Origin of the sequence: Planomonospora corallina (assembly GCF_042650625.1) — a bacterium.
GTDB lineage: Bacteria > Actinomycetota > Actinomycetes > Streptosporangiales > Streptosporangiaceae > Planomonospora_B > Planomonospora_B corallina.
Map to the genome: position 1 here is coordinate 22,049 of NZ_JBHSBM010000027.1, position 15,175 is coordinate 37,223.

The window sequence follows — 15,175 nt, forward strand, 5'->3', positions numbered from 1 at the left end:
CCGGCGAGGAGGGCGCGTGATCCGGGAACGCGTCGCTTAGGGTGATTTCCATGGACGCGACCAAGGTGATCATCGACGCCGTCGACCGGATCCGGCAGCGGCGGACCGCCCCTCTGGTGCTGGAGCTCGACCTCACCGAGGGCCTCATCGACAGGCCACCCACCGATCCGCTGAGCGCGATCCTGTCCATGCGCAGGGCGCGCCTGTCCGACGTGCTGTCCGGCCTGAAGCGCGCCCGCGGCGACGAGCGGGTCAAGGGACTGATCGTCAAGATCGGCGCGCACCCCCTGGGGCTGGCGATGGTGCAGGAGCTGCGCCAGGCGGTGCTCCGCTTCCGCGAGGCGGGCAAACAGGCGGCGGTGTTCGCCGAGACGTTCGGCGAGTTCGGCGCGGGCACCGTCCCCTACTACCTGGCGTGCGCCTTCGACCGGATCTACCTGCAGCCCTCCGGGGACGTGGGGCTGACCGGCATCGCGCTGGAGCAGCGCTTCGTACGGGGCGCGCTCGACAAGATCGGCGTGGAGTACCAGCTCGGGCAGCGGCACGAGTACAAGACGGCCGCCAACATGTTCACCCAGGAGGGCATGACCGGGCCGCACCGCGAGTCGGTGGCCCGCATCGCCGCGTCGGTCACCGAGCAGATCGTCGCGGGCGTCTCCGAGGGGCGCCGGCTCGACCCGGCGAAGGTCCGCGAGCTCGTCGACGCCGGGCCGTTCACCGCGCCGGAGGCGGTGGACGCGGGCCTGGTGGACGGGCTGGCCTACCGCGACGAGGTCTACGACGAGGTACGGCGGGCCGCCGGCGAGGACGCCCTGCTGCTCTACGTCGCCCGGTACCACAAGGGGTCGCTCGCCAGGAAGCTGCCGCACCCCGGTGAGCAGGCCGTGGCGCTGGTGCAGGGCAGCGGCCCGATCAAGCTCGGCCGGAGCGGGCGCAGCCCGATGGGCGGTGGCGCGATGGGCTCCGACACGGTCTGCGCCGCCCTGCGCGCGGCCCGCCGCGACGACAACGTCAGGGCCGTCGTCTTCCGGGTGGACAGCCCCGGCGGCTCCTACGTCGCCTCCGACGCGATCTGGCGCGAGGTGGGGCTCACCCGGCAGGCGGGCAAGCCGGTCATCGTCTCGATGGGCGACGTGGCGGCCTCCGGCGGTTACTTCGTCTCCATGGCCGCCGACGTGATCATGGCGCAGCCGGGCACGCTCACCGGCTCCATCGGCGTGTTCGGCGGCAAGCCGGTCATCGGCGAGCTGCTGGGCAGGATCGGGGTGACCTCCGAGACCGTGCGCGAGGGCGCCAACGCGGCGATGTTCTCGCCGTCGCACGGCTTCTCCGAGGCCCAGTGGGCCAAGGTCGACGCCTGGCTGGACCGGATCTACGACGACTTCGTGGGCAAGGTCGCGCAGGGCCGGGGACTGACCCGCGATCGCGCCCACGAGCTGGCCAGGGGACGCGTCTGGACCGGCGCCGACGCCCACGCGAGCGGGCTGGTGGACGAGCTCGGCGGGCTGGAGGACGCCCTCGCCCTCGCCCGCAAGAGGGCCGGGCTCGCGGCCGACGCCCCGGTGCGCTCCTACCCCCGGCTCAACCCCCTGGAGCGGCTGACGCCGCCGGACTCCAGCGAGGATCGGACGGCCGCGCTCGCCCGGGTCCGACTGGAGGCGTGGGGCCCACTCGCGGCCCTCGCCGGCGAGCTCGGCCTGCCGGCGTACGGCCCGCTCATGCTCCCCGGCTCCTGGCGGATCCGCTAGCCCGCCGGGCCGCCCTGCACGCCGTGTCAGCCGGCGTGCAGGGCGGCGGGCCGTCCGGTGCCCCGGACCGCCTCGCGGAGGTACCGGCCGGTCACCGAGGCGGCGCAGTCGGCGAGCGCGTGCGGAGGGCCCTGGAACACCACGGCGCCGCCGCGCAGCCCGGCGCCCGGGCCGATGTCTATGACGTGGTCCGCCCCGGCGATGACGCGCCGGTCGTGCTCGATCGCGATGATCGTGGCGCCGTCGCCGACGAGGTCGTCGAAGAGGGCCAGGAGGCGGTCGACGTCGGCTCCGTGCAGGCCCGCGGTGGGCTCGTCGAGGACGATCCGCCGGTCGTGGGCGCCGCCCGTGTCTCCGGCGTCCCCGAGATGCCGCGCGAGGCGGAGGCGTTGCCGTTCTCCGCCGGAGAGGGTGTCGAGGCTCTGGCCGATCGAGAGGTATCCGAGCCCCACGCGCTCCAGCCAGCGCAGGCGGCGGGTGATGCCGGGCTGGTCGGCGAGGAGCTCCGCGGCCTCGGCGGGGCTCATGGCGAGGACGTCCGCGACGGTGCGGCCGCGCAGGGACGCGGCCAGTGCCGTGGCGTTGAACCGGGTGCCGCCGCAGGCGTCGCAGGTCGTCCGCACGTCGTCGAGGAAGGCGAGGTCGGTGGTGATGACTCCTCTGCCCCTGCAGACCGGGCACGCGCCGCGGGCGTTGGCGCTGAACCACGACGGGTGCAGGCCGGTGGCCCGGCTGAAGGCGTCGCGGATCGGGTCGGCGACGCCGAGCACGGTGGCCGGCGTCGATCTGGCGCCCCCGCGCAGGGGCGCCTGGTCGATGACGGCGAAGTCCGGGTGCTGCCGTGGCAGCACGTGCGCGAACAGGGTGCTCTTGCCCGACCCCGCGACGCCGGTCACGGCGGTGAGCACGCCGAGGGGGACCTCGACGGTGACGTCGCGCAGGTTGTGCGCGTCCGCGTGGGCGACCGTCACCGACCCGCGCGGGATCCGGGGACGCCGGCGGAGCCGGATCGGGTCGCGCAGCATCCGGCCCGTCCCGGTGTCGGTGTTCCGCAGCCCGGCGGGGGCGCCTTCGAACTGGACGGTGCCGCCCCCGGCCCCGGCCGCGGGCCCGAGGTCGACGACGTGGTCGGCGGCGGCGATGACGGCCGGGTGGTGCTCGACGACGAGGACGGTGTTGGCCGCGTCGCGGAGCCGGGTGAGCAGGCCGAGCAGGCGGTGCACGTCGTGCGGGTGGAGGCCCGCGCTGGGCTCGTCGAAGACGTAGCAGACGTCGCTGAGCGCGCTGCCGAGGTGCCGGACGATCTTCACGCGCTGGGCCTCACCGCCGGAGAGGGTGCCGGAGTCGCGGTCGAGGCTGAGGTAGCCGAGGCCGACCGCGTCGAGCGCGTCGAGCCGGTCGCGGATGGCCGCGGTGAGCGGGGCGACCGCGGGGTCGGTCACCGCTGCGGCGACGTGCCGCAGCTCGCCGACCGGCAGGGCGCACCAGTCGGCGATCGACCGGCCGTCGATCAGGCTCGCGCGGGCCCGGTCGTTGAGGCGTGTCCCGGCGCAGCCGGGGCAGGCGCGCCGTGTCACGACCCGGGCGAGGGCGTCCCGCTCGTCCTCGGTGAGCCGCGACGGGGTACGGCGCAGGTAGGACCGGCGCAGGCGGGGAACGACGCCGTCGAAGACGCCGGACTTCGGGTACTCGGGGTCGGGGTCCGTCAGGCGCAGTCCTTCGGCGTGGAGCAGGGTGTCCAGCTCGGCCGGGGAGAGCGCGGACACCGGGACGTCCGGGTCGGCGACCCGGGCGTGGACGAGCCGCTTCCAGCGGTAGGTCCCGGGCGCGAAGGCGGGGAACCGGATCGCGCCCTGGCGCAGGCTCCGCGACCGGTCGAGGAGGAGGTCGACGTCGATGTCGTCCACGACGCCGAGCCCCTCGCAGCGCGGGCACATGCCCTCCGGGTCGTTGAACGAGTACGCCGGGGTGAACCCCGCCGACGGCCTGCCGGCGCGGGAGAACAGCAGCCGCAGCAGCGGGGCGAGGTCACTGGCCGTCCCGACGGTCGAGCGCGCGTTCCCGGTGAACCGGCGCTGGTCCACGACCGTGGTGAACATCAGCCCGTCGAGCCGGTCCACGTCCGCCTGCGGATGCTGCGGGAGCCGGTTGCGGACGAACGCGGGATAGGAGTCGTTGACCAGCCGCTGTGCCTCGGCGGCGATCGTGTCGAACACCAGCGACGACTTGCCCGACCCCGACACCCCGGTGAACACGGTGAGCCGGCGTTTCGGCACCCGTACCGAGACGTCGCGGAGGTTGTGGGTCCGGGCGCCCTCGACCGTGATCCACGCTTCCCGGTCCGGGGCCGGGACCCGCACGGAAGACACTTCTGTGCTCGTCATGACTCCACGCTACGATCGGTTGTGGACAGATGATGTCCACAACTCCGATGGCCGAGATCGACCGGCGAACGACCGGGGAAGGGGTCTGCCGTGCCGCCGCCGAGGGAGCGCATGCTGCGGCTGCTCTCCCTGCTGCAGACCGGCCGCCGGTGGCCCGCCGGCGAACTCGCCTCCGCCGTGGACGCGACCCCGCGCACGCTCCGCCGGGACATCGAGCACCTGCGTGACCTGGGCTACCCGGTGGAGAGCGCACGCGGACCGGGCGGCCACTACCGTCTCGTCGCCGGCGCCGCCCTGCCACCGCTCATGCTCGAGGACGACGAGGCGATCGCCGCCGTCCTCGGCCTCAAACTCGCCGCCGCCGGCGGCGCCGGACTGGACTTCGCGACCGAGGCCGCCGAGCGCGCCGCCGCCAAGCTGCGCCGCATCCTGCCCGCACCGCTGCGCCGCCGGACCGACGAGATCCTCACCGCCGTCGAGATCGGCGCCACCGGGCATCCCCAGCCGAGCCCGGCGCTCCTCGGCGAGTTCGCCGCCGCCATCGCGGCGCACCGCCGCGTCGTGTTCGGCCACGCGGGTGAACGGGGGCCGTCGCGGCGCACGGTCGAACCGCACCGGCTGGTGCGCCTGCGGAAACGCTGGTACCTGTTCGCCTGGGACCTCGACCGGCACGACTGGCGCGCCTTCCGGCTCGATCGCATCGACGGCCCGCGCACGACCGATGACGTCTTCCGGCCGCGGGCCCTGCCGGCGGACGACCTGGCGGCCCACCTCCGCGACCGTTTCCGGGGTCCGGCCGCCCATCAGGTCGTGCTCACCCTGCACGCGGACGCGCGCGACGCCGCGGCCCGCCTCCACCGCGTCGACGGGACGCTCCACCCCGTGGACGACCGCAGGTGCCGGTACATCGCCGACGTCGACTCCTACGAGTGGCTCGCCACCGTCCTCGTCCTCGCCGGCCTCGAGTTCACCGTCGACCGGCCCGACGCCTTCGGCGAGTATCTCGCCCGCGCCGCGCACCGCCTCCTGCGCGCGACCGGCCGCGGGCCCGCGGTGGACACGCCGTAGGAGGAGCCGCGGAGGAGGAACGCGACGGACACGCCGTAAAGGGGGCCGCGGAGGAGGAGCACGGCGGACACGCCGTAGGAGGAGCCTCGGGGGAGGGAAGGCGTGTTCTCGTCGCGTGCCCCGGCCGAGGAACCCGGGCCGGCGGGCTCAGCCGACGGAGCGGTAGCGGCCGCGGAGCCGTACGAGCGGGGAGGCCGAGGAGTCCACGTAGTCGACGCCCAGGACCCGGGCGATGTAGAGGGTGTGGTCGCCGGCCGGGACGACCTGCGTCGTCTCGGCCTCCAGCGCGGTCACGCCGCCCTCCACGACGAGGGCCTCGCTCAGCGGGCCCCGGTGGTGCGGGGTGCCCGCGAGCAGGAGCCGGGCACCGGGGCGGCCGGCGGCGGCGAAGCTGCTGGCGATCGTCTTCTGCTCCACGGAGAGCACGCTGACGGCCCAGCGGTCGCGGCGCAGCAGCAGCTCGTTGAGGTAGCCGCGGTTGGCCATGCTGACCATGACCAGCGGCGGGTCGAGGGAGATCGAGGTGAGGGTGCTCACGGTCGTGCCCACGTCGTCACGCTCGTCCCGCACGGTCACCACGCTCACCGCCCCGGCGACCTGGCCCATCGCCTCCACGAACCCGTTCATCACCACCGCCTCCCGCCGCCACCCTAAGGTCTGCCGTCGGCGGGCCGGCGCCCGGCACCGCTCCCCGGCGCGGCCCTCGGAACGGCCCTCAGAACGGCCCTCAGAACGGCCCTTGGAACGGCACCGTGCGCCGGTGTCAGCCGACGCGCTCACGACGGCGTTCCCGGCCGTGCTCCCGGCGCAACCGGGGCGTGAGCAGGTGGTCCAGGCCGCAGCGGCCGGAGCCGGCCGCGGCCAGGGCCAGGCTCCCCGCGCCGAGGGCCATGACCAGCTCGGCGCCGCCGGTGTCGACGAACAGGCCCTTTCCGGCGTGCACGAACAGGTACGCCCCCAGCATGTTGACGGCCAGCAGCGCACCGGCGACCGGCACGGCCAGACCGATGATCAGCGCGATCCCGCCCAGGAGCTCCACCAGCGCGGCGAACCAGGCCGAGAGCACCGGCAGGGGAACCCCTATCTGGTCGAAGGCGGCCGCCGTGGCGGCGAGGCCGTTGACGCCGACCTTCTGCCAGCCGTGGGCGACGAACACCACGCCGATGCCCAGGCGGGCGATCAGGAGTGCCAGATCGCGGATCACGGTGGGCACCATGACCCCTCCTTCGCTGCCCGGCGGACCCGTCTGCCGTCCCGTCCTCCTGGGCGGGGTCGCGTGGGAGAAGGGTCTTCCGTTTCCCCGGGCTGCTTCTCGATGACGGACGATGGGCTTCGGTCCCTGCCGTACCCCGAAGAATCAGGCGGATCAACCGCTTTACCCATACGCGGCGCAAGGCTGCCCATCAGATGCCCGTCCGCCTCCCTCCGGGCGGGGTGGCGGAAGGGCCCCGGCACGGGGGCCCTTCCGGGTCGCGTCCCGGCCGTCCCGCCGGGTCCCGGCCGATCCCAGCCGGTCTCAACCGAGCTCAGCCGGTCACAACAGGCCCTGCCGGGTCAGCCAGTCCTCGGCCACCGCGGCGGCGTCGTCCTTGTCGACCGCGACGCGCTTCATCATCTCGAGCAGGCCGGGGGTGTCGAGCTTGGCGGAGACGGCGTCCAGCGCGCTCCGCACCGTGTCGTCCACACCGGCCTTGTTGACCAGCGGGGTGACGTTCTCGGCGGCGAAGGCGCCCTTGTTGTCCTCCAGCGCGACCAGGTCGTTGAGCACGATCTTGGGGTCGGTGGTGAAGACGTTGCCGACCTGGACGGTGCCGTCCTTGATCGCGTCTGCGGTGGCCGCGCCGGTCTTCTTCCACTCCTTGAACTCCAGGCCGTAGACCTTCTTGAAGTTCTCCTCCTGACGCGACTGGAACTCCGGCGGGCCGCCCACCGCGTAGCCCTTGGCGACCTTCGCCAGGTCCTCGATCGTGGCCAGGCCCTCCTTCTCCGCGGTGGCCCGGGTGACGGTGAGGGAGTTGTTGTCCTCGGCCGCGGCGGGCTCCAGGATCTCCAGCTCGGCCGGGAGCTTCTCCTTCAGCGCGGCGACGACCTCCTCCTTCGTCCTGGCCGTGCTCGTCTTGTCGACGTAGGCCAGCAGCGAGCCGGCGTACTCGGGCAGGACGGTCAGGCCGCCGCCCTTGACCTGGTCGTAGAGGACCTCGCGGCTGCCGATGTTGAGCTTGCGCTCGACCTGCACGCCCTTCGCCTCCAGCGCCCGGGCGTAGATCTCGGCGAGCAGCACGTTCTCCGGGAAGTTCGCCGAGCCGACGACGACCTTCCCCGCGGCGGGGGCGGAGCCGGATCCCGCGGGGGCGGGCGAGGCGGCGGTGAGCGGGTCACCGCTCCCGCACGCGCCGAGGGTGAAAGCCGCGGCCAGGGCGATGGCCGCGGTACGGAGCAGGCGCTTCATAGGTGGGGGTCCCTTCTGAGACGGGGAGATCGGGTCATCGGGCGTGCCGCCGGCTCACCCCGGGTGAGACGGCGACGCGCGACAGCAGGGCGAACAGCCCCTGCACGGCCAGGGCGAGCCCCGCCACCAGCACGGCTCCCCCGATCGCGCGCGGATAGTCCTGGGTCGCCAGACCGTCGATCACGTAGCGGCCCAGCCCGCCCAGGCCCACGTAGGCCGCCACGGTCGCGGTCGCCACCACCTGGATCGCGGCCGTGCGCAGCCCGAGCAGGACGAGCGGGAGCGCGACCGGCACCAGTGCGCCGAACAGGACCTGGCGGCCGCGCAGGCCCATGCCGTAGGCGGCGTCGCGCAGGTCGGGGTCCGCCCCCCGGATCCCCTCGCAGGTGTTGACCAGGATGGGCGGCACGGCCAGCGCCACCAGCGGGATCAGCACCGGCGCGAGCGTGCCCACCCCGGTCAGGAGCACGACGAGGACGAGCAGGCCCAGCGTCGGCAGGGCGCGGGCCGCGCCGGCGGCCAGCGTCACCGCCGCCGCGCCCCTTCCGGTGTGGCCGGTCCACAGCCCCAGCGGGACCGCGACCGCCGCCGCGACCAGCAGCGCCAGCCCGGCGAACTCCAGGTGCTCGGCGAGCCGGAGCGGGATGCCGTCCGGGCCGGACCAGTTGGCCGGGTCCGCGAAGAAGTCGGCCAGCCAGTTCACGCGGGCGCCTCCGTCCTCGGCCTGGCCCAGGGGGTCAGCAGCCGCTGCGCGCCGACCAGCAGCAGGTCGGCGGCCCCGGCCAGGAGCACGACCAGCGCGATGCCCACGATGATCGGAGTGGGGAACTGCCGCTGCCAGCCGTCGATGAACAGATATCCGAGCCCGCCCCGGCCGACCAGCGCGCCCACGCTGACCAGGCTGACGCTGGAGACCGTCGCCACCCGCAGCCCGGCGAGCACGACCGGCGCCGCGATCGGCAGCTCGACCGCGAGCATCCGCCGGAGCGGGGGGAAGCCCATCGCCACCGCGGACTGGCGGACGTGGTCGGGGACCGAGGCCAGTCCGTCCACCACGGCGGGGACCAGCACGGCCATCGCGTAGAAGGTGAGCGGGACCATGACGGTCAGCCGGGTGGCCAGGCCGGTGAGGGGGATCAGCACGATGAAGACCGCCAGCGACGGCAGCGAGTAGACGACGTTCAGCACGGCGACCGTCGGCTGGTGGAGCCGGCGCCAGCGGGTGCCGGCCAGCCCCAGCGGGAGCGCCAGCAGCAGCGCCGCGGCGACCGGGACCAGCGCCATGATCGCGTTGTCGGCGAGCAGGTCCGCCAGCATGGCCCGGTTGCGCCCGATCCAGTCCCAGCGGACCAGCGGCTCCTCACCCACCGGCGGCCTCCCCGGCGGCGGCGACCGTGCCGGGAGCGTCCACACCGCCGGGGACGCCCGCCGTACCGGTGGAGGCGTCCGCCCTGCCCGCGCCGCCCGCGCCGCCCGCCGTACCCGCGCCGGCGCCCGCCGCGGCCCGTGCCAGCGCGGCGTCCAGCGCCCGGCGGGTCACCACGCCCTCGACCCGGCCGGAGCCGTCCACCGCGACCGCGCCCCCCGAGGGGGACAGCAGCGCCGCGTCCAGCACGGCGCGCAGCGGGTCCCGGCCCCGCACGAACGTCCCGTACGGCTCCGGCCGCGCCTCGGCCAGCGTGCCCGTATCCGGCAGCGCGCGCGGGGCGACCCAGCCCAGCGGCCGGCCGTCCGGATCCACCAGGACCAGCCACTCCCCGGCCGCGTCCCGGTCCCGGTCCCCGTCCCCGGTCCCGGCGCCCTCGAGCACGGCCCGCGCCGCCGCGACGTCGGCGGTGACCGGGACGGTCAGGTCGGTGCGGAGCCGCGCCGTGTCGCCCGGGACGAACGAGAGCCTGCGGATGCCCCGGTCGCGGCCGAGGAACCCGCGGACGAAGTCGTCGGCGGGCTCGGCCAGCAGCCGCTCCGGGGCGTCGAGCCGGGCCAGGCGCCCGCCGGTCCGGAACACGGCCACCCGGTCGCCCAGTGTGATCGCCTCGTCGATGTCGTGGGTGACGAACAGGATCGTCTTGCGCAGCTCGGCCTGGAGGCGGAGCAGCTCCTGCTGCAGGCTCGCCCGCACGACCGGGTCCACCGCGCTGAACGGCTCGTCCATCAGCAGCACCGGCGGGTCCGCGGCGAGCGCCCGGGCCACGCCGACGCGCTGCTGCTGGCCGCCGGAGAGCTGGAAGGGGTAGCGGTCGGCGAGCGCGGTCTCCAGCCCGACCCGCTCCAGCAGTTCCAGGGCCCGCGCCCGGGCCCGGCGCCGGTCCCAGCCGAGCAGGCGGGGCACCGTGGCCACGTTCTCGGCGACCGTGCGGTGCGGGAACAGGCCCGCCTGCTGGATGACGTAGCCGATGCCGCGCCGCAGGGCCGGCGGGTCGACCGCCGACACGTCCACGCCGTCGAGCAGGACCCGCCCCCCGGTCGGCTCGACCATCCGGTTGACCATGCGGAGCGAGGTGGTCTTCCCGCAGCCGGACGGGCCCACGAAGACGGTGATCTCCCCCGTGGGGACCTCCAGGCTGAGCCCGTCCACCGCGACGGTCCCGTCGGCGTACCGCTTGGTGACGCCGTCAAACGTGATCATGATCAACCCCTGGTCGCCCGGTGCGGTCACGGTCCCCCGGCCACGCCCGCCCCGTGATCCATCGCGGACCAGACTACGGTCCGCCTCCCGATCTGTCCCGGTCCCTCCTGCCGTTTCATCGGACTCGTACACGTTCGACATCAAATAGGTATCCGATAATGCGAAGAACCTCGATGAGGGGGCATCATTGCCCATATCGTGGGCAGTGACATCTCTCGTGTAACCCCCGTCACAGGTGCCGCCTCCCCACACCCCCCGCCCGACCTCGTCAGGAACCGGTCTCGCCGTGACCCAACCGCTCCTCGGTCAGCGATCGCGTGCCGAGTCGATCGCCGAGCTCTACGACCTCCATGCCGCCGGCCTGTTCGCGTACTGCCACGACCAGCTCGGCTCCCCCGGCACCGCCTCCGCCGTCGTCGTGACCGTCCTGTCCGCGGCGGCCGGCGGGTTGCCCCCGCGGGCCGGGCTGTACGCGCTCGCCCGCCGTGAGATCCAGCGGCGCGACGTCGTCCACGCCCCGATCATCCCCGAGGGCGACCCCGTCGCCGCCCTCATCGGGCGGGTGCTGCGGGACCTGCGGCCGCACCAGCGCGAGGTGCTGTACCTGTCCGGCGTGTGCGGGATGGACACCTCCGAGCTGTCCTGGGTGCTCGACGTGGCCGCCGACACCGCCGACGAGCTGACGGTGAGCGCCTGCCGCGCCTTCGCCCGGGCGCTGGGCCCCGCTCTGGCCTCGGCCCGGCCCCCGGCCCACCTGGCCGAGGTCTTCGCCACACTGGAGGGCGCCCCGATCCGCGACGTGCTGGCCCGCGCCCCGTGGCCCGTCCCGCCCGCCTCGCTGCGCGCCACCGTGCTGAGCGCCGTCTCCACCCTGCTCGGCGTCGGTACGGCGAGCACCCCGGCAGCGGGTGCGGCTCCCGCCGGCGCGGGCGCCTCGCCGGCCGGGAAGGCCCTGCCGCTCAAGAGGCTCTGGCCGACCGCTCCCGCCTGGCCGCTCCCCCTGGCCGAGCCGGACGCGCTGACCGGCACCTGCCTGTTCTTCCCGCCGGACCCGGACGCCGTCTCCGTCCACGAGGCGACCACCGAGCCGATGCCCAGACTCCGCGACTCGGTGCTGACGGCCCTCGACGACGCGGCGTCGGCCCCGTCACCGGCGCCGTCCCGTCCGCGCCTCCGGCGGCCGAGGCCCCGCCACGCGGGGCCTCCGCTCCCCCGGACGTCCGAGGAGCCCGCGCAGTCCACGGAGCCGGCGGCCTCCGCGGCTCCCGGGACGCCGCTGTCCGCGCCGGTCCCGGGTGACGTGCTCGACACCCCGGCGGCCGGCGGTGACCTCCCCGGTGGGACGGACCTGTTCCGTCCCCTGACCCCGCAGGCCCGGGCGGCCCTGGCCTACACCGACAAACTGGTCGCCCGCTCTCCGTTCAAGGCGGCCGCCGGGACCACCGCACCGGACCGTGGCACAGCGGACCCGGCGGACCCGGCGGCGACGCCGGGCGGCCCGGCCGCGTCTCCCGTGCTCCCCGTGTCCTTGGGGCCGGCCGAGGGCTCCCTGTTCTCCACGGCGTTCTCCACGGCCTCCACCGCGTCCTCCGCTGACCCGGCCCTCACGGACCCGGCCCCCGTGGAGGCGGCCTCCACCGCCTCCACCGGGGCCCCCGGACGTGCCGGGTCCGTCCGCCCGGAGCGCACCCGCGGCAGCCGCCGCAAGCCCAAGCAGGCCCGGCGCGCCGAACGCCTCCACGACTGGGCGTGGGAGCTGGTCGGCTTCATCCTCTGCGTCGCGATCGCGATGCTCGTCTTCTTCGCCGTCCCGACCATCACCACCCCCTGAGGCCGCCCCGGCTCCCCGGTGGCCGGTCCGCGCCGCGGCTCCCGCGCCACGGCCGTGGAGCCGGGCCGCGGCGGCGCTACCGGTCCGCCGCCGCCTGCGCCCGCTCCTCGATCTCGGAGTGCAGGCCCTCGATCGTGCGGCGGACGAGGTCGAGCTCCTCCCTGATCGCGTGCAGCGTGCCCTCGGTGTCGGAGAGCCGTCCCGCCCTGCCCTGCGCCTCCAGCCGGGCGCACAGCTCCGCCAGGGTGTCGGCGCCCATGTTGACGGCGGAGCCCTTGAGGCTGTGCGCCTGCTTCTCCACGTCCTTGGCGTCGCCGCGGCCGACCGCCTCCTGCAGCTCCTCCACGGCTCCGGGCGCCTTGCTGACGAAGGAGGTGGCGAGATAGTCGACCATCTCCCAGTCGTCCTCCCCCGCGTCCGGCCCGGCCAGCTCCTCGAAGCGGCTCCTGATGGCGCTCTCCCGGCCCGGCGCCGCGGGCTCCTGCGAGGGCTCCTCCGCAGGTCCTTCCGCGGGCTCCGCCGTCCCCGCCCCTCCGGCCTCCTCCGACCCTTCCGGTACGGCCTCCTCCGCGCCCTCCGGTACAGGCACGACCGCCACGGGCTCCTCCCCCTCCGATACCGGCACGGCCGGCGGCTCCGCCACGCGGGGCCCCTGGGGCTGCCCGGCCGTACCGTCCCCCGGAGCCGGAGCCGGAGCGGGCCGCGCGGGCCGGACCCGCTCGAGGAGCTCTCCCAGCTCGTGCGCGCGCACCGGCTTGGCCAGATAGTCGTCCATGCCCGCGGTGCGGCAGGCCTCCTGGTCCTCGCCGAGCACGCTGGCCGTCAGCGCCACGATGTACGGCCGGGCGTCGGACTGCTCGGCCCGGATCCGCCGGGTCGCCTCCAGCCCGTCCATCTCCGGCATGTGCACGTCCATGAGGATCACGTCGTAGGACGCCCGCCGCACCGCCTCCACCGCCTCGGCGCCGTTGCCGACCGTCACGACGCGGTGGCCGAGCCTGCGCAGCATGAGCTGCGCGACCTTCTGGTTGACCGGGTTGTCCTCGGCGAGGAGCACGTCCAGCGCGCCGCGCCGGTCCGCCGCGCCCGGCGCGGTCTCCTCGCGCCGCTCACCGGCCGTCTCCGCCCCCGGTTCCGCGGCCTGCCGGCGCGCTATCGCGCCGGCCAGCTTCTCCCGGAGCACCGTGCTGCGCGCGGGCTTGGTGAGCACGGCGTCGAACAGCTGCTGCGGCCCGCTCCTGGCACGCCACTGCACGCTCGTCAGCAGCACCATCGGCAGGTTCCGCCCCTCCTCCAGGTCGCGCAGGGCCGCGGCCAGCTGCTCGCCGTTCATCTCCGGCATGTGCATGTCGAGGAGGGCGACGTCGTAGGCGCGGCCGGCGGTGATCAGCTCCACCGCCTCCCCCGGTGAGCCGACGTCGGTGCACTCCATGCCCCAGCCGGTGAGCTGGAGCCGCAGGACGTGCCGGTTGGTCGCGTTGTCGTCCACGACCAGGGCCGACCGCCCGGCGAGGTCCACGCCGACGGACGGCGGCTCGGGCTCCGTGTACTGGGGGCAGCCGGTCAGCACCGCGGTGAGGGTGAAGGTGGAGCCGACGCCGACCTCGCTCTCGACCTCCAGGTCTCCGCCCATGGCCCTGGCGAGCCGTTTGCTGATCGCCAGGCCGAGGCCCGTTCCCCCGTAGACCCGGGTGGTCGAGGAGTCCACCTGGCTGAAGGAGCGGAAGAGCCGGTCCATGCGGTCGGGCGGGATGCCGATCCCGGTGTCCCTGACCGCCACCTTGAGGCGGACCGGGCCGTCCTCGCGCCCGGTGAGCCGCTCACCCTCCGCGGTGAGGACGATCTCCCCCCGGTCGGTGAACTTCACGGCGTTGCTGAGCAGGTTCACCACCACCTGCCGGACGCGCGTCACGTCGCCGCGGAGGATCCGGGGGCAGTCTGGGGCGATGTTCCCGACCAGTTCGACCCCCTTGCCCTCGGCGGCGAGGGCCATCAGGCCGAGCGTGCTCTCCAGGCATTCCCGCACGTCGAACGGCTCGTCGTCGAGGTCGAGCTGACCGGCCTCGATCTTGGAGTAGTCCAGGATGTCGTTGATGACGGCGAGCAGGGCCTCTCCGCTGTTGCGCACGGTCTCGGTGAGCTCGCGCTGGTCGTCGTCGAGCCCGGTCTCCAGCAGCAGATCCGTCATGCCGATGACGGCGTTCATGGGGGTGCGGATCTCGTGGCTCATGGTCGCCAGGAACGACGCCTTGGCCGCCGCGGCGGCGAGCGCCTCGTCCCGCGCCTGGGCGATGACCCGGACCGAGCCGTTGACGGCCTCGGCCATCTGTGCCATCTCCAGCGGTTCGCGCACCTGGGCGGGGCGGCTCACGTCGCCGGCCGCGACGCGTCTGGCGGCGGCCGTCACCTCGTCCACGGAGGTGGTCAGCTTGCGCGTCGTCCACCAGGCGGCGGCGGCGACCAGCAGGGCCGCCAGCAGCGACCCCCACAGGATGAGGTTGCGGGTCTCCGTCGCGCTCCGGGCGCCGGCTCTCTCGCGCTGCGCCAGCAGCCGCAACTCCTCCTCGCGCATCTGGCTCAGCAGGGTCTGGACCTGGAGCATGCTCTGCTGGCCCCGGGCGGTCAGGACGAGGTCCCGGGCGGCGGCGAAGCCCTCCTCCCTGCGGAGGCGGATCCCCTCGGCGGTCACGTCGAGCTTCGCGTCGAGGGCCTGCCGGAGCCGGTCCATGGTCGCCTGCTGGGCGGGGTCGTCCCCGGTCATCCGGCGCAGGGTCGCGTACACGTCGTCGATGTCCGTGACCGCCTCCCGGTAGGGCACCAGGTAGCGGTCCTGCCCGGTGATGACGTAGCCGCGCTGGCCGCGCTCCGCGTCCTTGACCAGGCTGCGCAGGTACCCGATCCGGTCGAGGGTCTGCTGGGTGTGCTGGACCGCGCGCACGTCGTCCTGGAGGGCGCCGATGCGCATGTAGGAGCTGATCCCGATGACGGCGAGCGCGAGGAACGCGATCGTGTAGCCGACGGCGAGCAGCCTGCCCACCGTCCAGCCGGGCCGGCGCCGTCTCCCTC

General features: G+C 74.7%; 11 protein-coding genes. 3 read left to right on the forward strand and 8 right to left on the reverse strand.

Going from position 1 to position 15,175, the window contains the following annotated elements; all coding sequences use genetic code 11:
- Window positions 1-50: 50 nt before the first annotated feature.
- On the forward strand, window positions 51-1,748 hold the full coding sequence (gene sppA, locus ACFOWE_RS23860) for a signal peptide peptidase SppA (RefSeq protein WP_377291441.1): 1,698 nt from the start codon (window positions 51-53) through the stop codon (window positions 1,746-1,748).
- 26 nt (window positions 1,749-1,774) lie between these two features.
- Here sppA and ACFOWE_RS23865 read toward each other — a convergent pair whose 3' ends face one another.
- Window positions 1,775-4,132 carry an excinuclease ABC subunit UvrA gene (locus ACFOWE_RS23865; RefSeq protein ID WP_377291443.1) on the reverse strand — a complete coding sequence of 786 codons (2,358 nt, stop codon included), beginning with the start codon at window positions 4,130-4,132 and terminating at the stop codon, window positions 1,775-1,777.
- 90 nt (window positions 4,133-4,222) lie between these two features.
- Between ACFOWE_RS23865 and ACFOWE_RS23870 the strand changes: the two genes are divergently transcribed.
- Window positions 4,223-5,200, forward strand: coding sequence for a helix-turn-helix transcriptional regulator (locus tag ACFOWE_RS23870; RefSeq protein WP_377291445.1), 978 nt, complete (start codon window positions 4,223-4,225; stop codon window positions 5,198-5,200).
- Between the two features lie 147 nt (window positions 5,201-5,347).
- On the opposite strand, the gene ACFOWE_RS23875 is transcribed toward ACFOWE_RS23870, so the two are convergent.
- From ACFOWE_RS23875 to ACFOWE_RS23900, 6 genes are all read right to left on the reverse strand, one after another.
- Entirely contained in the window at window positions 5,348-5,827 is a 480-nt protein-coding gene (locus ACFOWE_RS23875; RefSeq protein ID WP_377291447.1) for a flavin reductase family protein, read from the reverse strand.
- A 136-nt stretch (window positions 5,828-5,963) separates the two neighbouring features.
- On the reverse strand, window positions 5,964-6,416 hold the full coding sequence (locus ACFOWE_RS23880) for a DoxX family protein (RefSeq protein ID WP_377291449.1): 453 nt from the start codon (window positions 6,414-6,416) through the stop codon (window positions 5,964-5,966).
- Window positions 6,417-6,734: 318 nt separating this feature from the next.
- Window positions 6,735-7,649: an ABC transporter substrate-binding protein gene (locus tag ACFOWE_RS23885; RefSeq protein ID WP_377291451.1), complete on the reverse strand. Its 915-nt coding sequence runs from the start codon at window positions 7,647-7,649 to the stop codon at window positions 6,735-6,737.
- 34 nt (window positions 7,650-7,683) lie between these two features.
- Window positions 7,684-8,352: an ABC transporter permease gene (locus tag ACFOWE_RS23890; protein ID WP_377291453.1), complete on the reverse strand. Its 669-nt coding sequence runs from the start codon at window positions 8,350-8,352 to the stop codon at window positions 7,684-7,686.
- On the reverse strand, window positions 8,349-9,017 hold the full coding sequence (locus tag ACFOWE_RS23895) for an ABC transporter permease (protein ID WP_377291455.1): 669 nt from the start codon (window positions 9,015-9,017) through the stop codon (window positions 8,349-8,351). The genes ACFOWE_RS23890 and ACFOWE_RS23895 overlap by 4 nt, the downstream gene beginning before the upstream one ends.
- Window positions 9,010-10,278 carry an ABC transporter ATP-binding protein gene (locus tag ACFOWE_RS23900; protein WP_377291457.1) on the reverse strand — a complete coding sequence of 423 codons (1,269 nt, stop codon included), beginning with the start codon at window positions 10,276-10,278 and terminating at the stop codon, window positions 9,010-9,012. Before ACFOWE_RS23900 ends, ACFOWE_RS23895 begins: the two co-directional genes overlap by 8 nt.
- Window positions 10,279-10,564: 286 nt before the next feature.
- Here ACFOWE_RS23900 and ACFOWE_RS23905 point away from each other — a divergent pair, with 286 nt between their 5' ends.
- A complete protein-coding gene (locus tag ACFOWE_RS23905) occupies window positions 10,565-12,109 on the forward strand; it encodes a hypothetical protein (RefSeq protein ID WP_377291459.1) in 1,545 nt (514 codons plus the stop codon).
- Window positions 12,110-12,185: 76 nt separating this feature from the next.
- Here the strand turns inward: ACFOWE_RS23905 and ACFOWE_RS23910 are convergent, their stop codons facing one another.
- On the reverse strand, window positions 12,186-15,146 hold the full coding sequence (locus ACFOWE_RS23910; protein WP_377291461.1) for a hybrid sensor histidine kinase/response regulator: 2,961 nt from the start codon (window positions 15,144-15,146) through the stop codon (window positions 12,186-12,188).
- Window positions 15,147-15,175: the final 29 nt, after the last annotated feature.